A 5,407-nucleotide genomic window follows, 5' to 3' on the forward strand; every position below is an offset into this window, starting at 1 on the left:
AAAATTCAATTTATATAACTAATTAAATATCCATATAATTAATTTATCAACAATATAAGACTCTTAAAATACTTATTTAAGAAAATGAGTCTTAATTAATTATCTATTGAATTATGGGACATCTCCTTTAGAGAATAAAATTAATATTACTATGAAAGTTTTCAAAATGAAATAAATATTGCTTCAAAATTGAAATATCATAAATAACAATTATAAGTAAATAAAATCTATTTAATAAGTAAGTGATAAACTAATAGCTAATTAATATCTTAAATAAAATATAACTACTTCTTAATCAATAATTCGTCAATTCAAAATTAATTATACATATTAATTATTATATATTAATTATACATATTAATTATACATATTAATTATTAAATATTAAGTATTAAATATTAATTATTAATTTATATCAATTAAGGTCCTTCAAATCCACAGTCACATTTGTAAACATGACCAAAAGTACGGCATTTTTCACACCTATATATTACTTTTTCACATTCTGGGCATTTAAATTGAACATAAGGTTCAATTAATGGTATTTCTTGCTTACAAGATGTACATTCTACTTTTTCCATTTTAATCTCCTCGAATATATGTATATTTGAAATTATGATTGTTAAAATTTGAATTAATTATAGATAAAACTCTCTCAGGGTATTTCCCATTAACAATAAAACAATCAGCCCCAAATTCAAGCAAAAGCTTAGGTAACATCAAGTCAATTGATGATTCATTAAAAGATAGTAAGTTTTTAGCAGTTATTTCATCAATAAATTTTGAACCTTGAAGTGTAGGTTTTTGGGTATATATACCATCTACATTTGTAGCTATTAAAAGTTTCGATTTTAATAAGTTTGATATGTACGCTGCAATTGAATCAGAAGTTACATCCCATGAGGATTCCAATGGATTTAATTTATTTATAATCCCTGAACTTAAAAGAATAGGAATCTTTCCATTACCCGCGACCTCAATAGCTTCATCAAGAGTGTAAACAAGTTCACTAAATTCAATTTTATCATTTAATAATTTAGCTATTATGTCCATAGAATTAATAGCTGTTTTATGACTTACATCATCTGTAAAATCAACTTCACAGTCATATTTTCGGATAAGGTTTGCAAACTCTCCACCGCCATTAATAACTAAAGTTTTAGTATCTTTGATACTTTTTATTAACTCAATAGCATGTTTTGGAAATAAGCTCCCTCCTACTTTAAGAACCCAATCAATAATTGTAATCACCAAAAATTAATATAACTTAAGATGTCCTGTAAGTTTATCAATGATTTCATCAGTATCTGGACCAATACCTAAACAAGTAACAGTTGATTCAGGTAGTTCTGTTCTTCCAGCATCTATAACTAAATGATGAGGAACTTTATTTACTGCAATCATCTTTTTAAGTTCAATTAACTCTTCTAATGTTTGTATCTTTAAAACTACCTTTGCTTGACCTTCATTTTCCCAAATTTCTATTTTACTCGGATTAGCATTTTTATAAGCATTTAATGAACCATGACAGCATTGAGCAGCCATTTTACCTTTAGACATCTTAATATCTTTTCTAACGACTATAACTTGTTTCATTTTAAACTCCAGGATTTATTATCTAGCTATTCTTAAAATTATTAAAATTTTTTAATTAAATTTTATAGTTACATATATATTATATCAAATCACATATTTAAATATTATAAATAATTAGTATTAATTTAAATGATTTTTATTAATAAAAAGAATTATTATATATAAAATGCTTATTTTTAAAATAGAAATGAGAAAATAGCTTTTGACAAAACTTTTTTTAAAAGTTTAATTTTATAATTTCAAATAGAGGTGAAAGTATTGAGTAGGATTTCAATATTGGATCATGATAGATGTAAACCAAAAAATTGCAATTATGTATGTATAGATTATTGTCCTGGAGTTCGTATGGAAGAAGATACAATTGTAATCGATGAACGAACTAATAAACCCTTAATTTCAGAAGAATTATGTAATGGCTGTGGAATATGTACTAATCGATGCCCCTTTGGAGCAGTTAATATTATTAATCTTCCAGAAACTCTTGATACTCCAATTCATAGATTTGGGCAAAACATGTTTGAATTGTTTTCTCTTCCAAATGTAAAAGAATCATCTGTAGTTGGGATTCTAGGTCAAAATGGAATTGGAAAATCTACAATATTTAGAATATTGTCTGGTGAAATTATTCCTAACTTAGGAAATTATGAAGAAGATAAAAATAAGCAAGAAAACACTATTGATGAAAGTTCTTGGGATGAAATAATAAACTTTTATAAAGGGTCTGAACTTCAAACATACTTTAAAAATTTATCACAAAGAAAATCAAAAGTCATTCATAAAGCACAAATGGTTGATCAGCTTCCTAAATTTGTAAAAGGAAATGTTAATGATCTATTATTAAAAGTTGATGAGCGAAACAAAATTGATCAGATAGTTGATGATTTAGATTTAAGAAATATATTAAATCGTGACATAGCTAATCTTAGTGGTGGTGAACTTCAAAGAATAGCTATTGCAGCAGCTGCACTTCGAGATGGTGATTTTTATTACTTTGATGAACCTACATCTTGGTTAGATGTTCGTCAAAGATTAAATGCAGTTAAAGTAATAAGATCTCTCGCTGAAGATGGAAAATCTGTACTTGTTATTGAACACGACCTTGCAACTTTAGATGCCATATCTGATTATGTTCATATTTTATATGGTAAACCTGGAGCTTATGGTGTAGTATCACAAATGAAAGGTGTGCGAGTTGGAATTAATGCTTATATTAATGGTTTCTTAAAAGAAGAAAACATAAGAATTAGAAATCGTCCTATTGAATTTAAAGTAAGACCTCCAACACCTGAAGACGAAGGTACACCACTTACTTCTTACACTGACATTAATAAAAAATATAAAGGATTTTCTCTTAATGCTGAAGCAGGTGAAATATTTTATGATGAAATTGTAACAGCATTTGGTCCTAACGGAATCGGAAAAACAACATTTGCAAACATTTTATCAGAGAATGAAACCCCAGATAGTGGTGAAGTAGATAAGAAAGTAGAAATAGCTTATAAACCTCAGTATATTGATAATGATTTTGATGGAAGAGTTGAGGATTTATTATATATGAAAGCTCCAACTTATGGATCTAATATTTTTAAAAGTGAAATACTAAAACCATTTGCACTTGATGAATTATTGAATAAAAATTTAAGTGATTTAAGTGGAGGAGAACTTCAACGAGTTGCTATTGCTATAACTTTATCCCAAAACGCTGATTTTTACGTTTTTGATGAACCAACAGCTTTTCTTGATGTAGAACAAAGATTAATAACTGCTAAAACCATTAGAAAAATAATTGAAAGTAGAAACTCAGCGTCTCTTATAATAGATCACGATATTGTTTTCATTGATTATATATCTGATAGAGCAATGGTATTCTACGGTGAACCAGGTCTAGAAGGAATAGCTACAAAACCATCAGATCTTAGAACATCAATGAACAAATTTCTAAATGATTTAAACATAACTTTCAGAAGAGATAAAGAAACAAAAAGACCAAGAGTAAATAAATTAGATAGCTATCTAGATAGAGAACAGAAAAATAGTGGAGAATACTATTATTTGAAAGAGTAATAGTATAGCTATATTTTCACAACTTCTGGATAATATTATCAACTAACACAGTCGATAAATACATATCAATTGAACAAATTCAAAAATTATTGAGACATTCATAAATAGACACGACTATGCAGCATGCAAGGCTTCAATCAATAATTAACATACTAAATTATATTAAACTAATGTTCTTATCAAAAGGAAATCAATAATTTTCATAAAATCAAAATATTGATAATATATGAAAAACATAAAACTATTTATTAACTAAAAAATTAATAGATGAAAATCCTATTTATAAATAAGAGATAATTAAAAGAAGGTTATAAAATGGAAACAAATAACATTGGACGACTATCTTTTGATGTCAGCGATTTTAATAAGTTGATAAGTCTAGAAAAGATTTACGTTGATAAAACTAAATTCATAAAACAAATGATAGACGAGAAAGGAACATACTATTTTCTATCACGTCCAAGAAGATTTGGTAAGACATTGTTTATTTCAACATTAGAAAACTTCTTTAAAGGAAATAAAAAATTATTTGAAGGTCTCTATATATATGATAAATGGGACTGGAATGAAAATTATCCTGTAATACATTTGGATATGAGTAAATTAGTAAGTAAAAGTGTGGATTTACTAGAGCTAACTCTTGCAGAGTATATTAATATATTTGCTGAGGAATATGACATAAAATTAAATGAAGAATTACCTGTATCTTTTAATTTTTCTCAGTTAATTAGAAAAATACATAAAAGTACAAATAAAACAGTTATTGTTTTAATTGATGAATATGACGCACCAATACTTGATAATATAAACAATGCAGAAATATCTGATAATAATCGTAGATTTCTACAAGACTTTTATAATGAGTTAAAGAGTAGTGAAGAACATCTTAAATTTGTCTTTATAACTGGAATAACCAAATTTGCAAAAACTTCAATATTCTCTAAATTAAATAACCTAACAGAACTCACACTAGATCCAAAATATTCAACTATATGTGGTATAACTCACCAAGAATTAGAATATCATTATAAAAACCAAATACAAGACTTATCAGATAAATTAAACTATTCTTACAAAGAAATTTTAGATAAGATTAATTTTTATTATGATGGTTATAGTTGGGATGGAAAAAACAAGGTTTTTAATCCTTACTCAACTATTTTAGCTCTTAAATCCCAGAAAATCATACCCTACTGGTTTGAAAGTGGAACACCAACTTTTTTAGCTGAAATTTTAAAAAATAGGGCTATTAACATTGATTATTTTAAACCAATAACCATTACAGAATCAGAATTACGTAAGTATGATCCACTATCTGCCAAAGATCTTCCATTATTGTTTCAGTCAGGTTACTTAACAATTAAAGAGAAAAATCTAGATAAAAATGATATGATTAATTATACATTAGGTATTCCTAATTTTGAAGTTGAAATCGGATTTAAAGATAATCTATTAGATCTATACACAGAAAAAATTGAAAATAGGTTTAAAAAATCCCAAGAAGCTATTTGGGAAGACATTCTTAATGGTAATTGTGAAAAATTATCTAAAAAATTAAGAGCATACATATCAGGATTACCCTATTATCTCAGAATGAGTAAAGAAAATAAAGAAAATCATCACAGCTGTTAAGTTAAGGATTTTTCATGTTAGATATGTAGTGTGTAATGTTGTGATGTTTTTTGTTTATATTCTTATTTTTCTTTTAGCATGTTTTTTATTCTTGATATTGTTAGTCTTGTGTGTC

The 5,407-nt window shown here is 26.4% G+C and carries 5 protein-coding genes; 2 read left to right on the plus strand and 3 right to left on the minus strand.

Annotated elements, in window-relative coordinates; translation table 11 throughout:
• Positions 1–419: 419 nt before the first annotated feature.
• Genes MBFIL_RS02270 through pth2 form a run of 3 tightly spaced genes read right to left on the minus strand, consistent with a single transcriptional unit; the run spans position 420 to position 1,596 of the window.
• Entirely contained in the window at positions 420–581 is a 162-nt protein-coding gene (locus MBFIL_RS02270; protein WP_066971101.1) for a zinc finger domain-containing protein, read from the minus strand.
• 1 nt (position 582) lies between these two features.
• Positions 583–1,251 carry an amino acid kinase family protein gene (locus tag MBFIL_RS02275; RefSeq protein ID WP_394328408.1) on the minus strand — a complete coding sequence of 223 codons (669 nt, stop codon included), beginning with the start codon at positions 1,249–1,251 and terminating at the stop codon, positions 583–585.
• 6 nt (positions 1,252–1,257) lie between these two features.
• On the minus strand, positions 1,258–1,596 hold the full coding sequence (gene pth2 / locus MBFIL_RS02280; RefSeq protein WP_066971103.1) for a peptidyl-tRNA hydrolase Pth2: 339 nt from the start codon (positions 1,594–1,596) through the stop codon (positions 1,258–1,260).
• Between the two features lie 258 nt (positions 1,597–1,854).
• Here pth2 and MBFIL_RS02285 point away from each other — a divergent pair, with 258 nt between their 5' ends.
• Together MBFIL_RS02285 and MBFIL_RS02290 are read left to right on the plus strand one after the other, a co-directional pair.
• Positions 1,855–3,660, plus strand: a complete 1,806-nt coding sequence (locus tag MBFIL_RS02285; protein WP_066971105.1) for a ribosome biogenesis/translation initiation ATPase RLI — start codon at positions 1,855–1,857, stop codon at positions 3,658–3,660.
• Positions 3,661–3,975: 315 nt separating this feature from the next.
• On the plus strand, positions 3,976–5,292 hold the full coding sequence (locus MBFIL_RS02290) for an ATP-binding protein (RefSeq protein ID WP_066971107.1): 1,317 nt from the start codon (positions 3,976–3,978) through the stop codon (positions 5,290–5,292).
• The last annotated feature ends 115 nt before the right edge of the window (positions 5,293–5,407 follow it).

This window comes from Methanobrevibacter filiformis (assembly GCF_001639265.1).
Classification (GTDB): Archaea; Methanobacteriota; Methanobacteria; order Methanobacteriales; family Methanobacteriaceae; genus Methanacia; species Methanacia filiformis.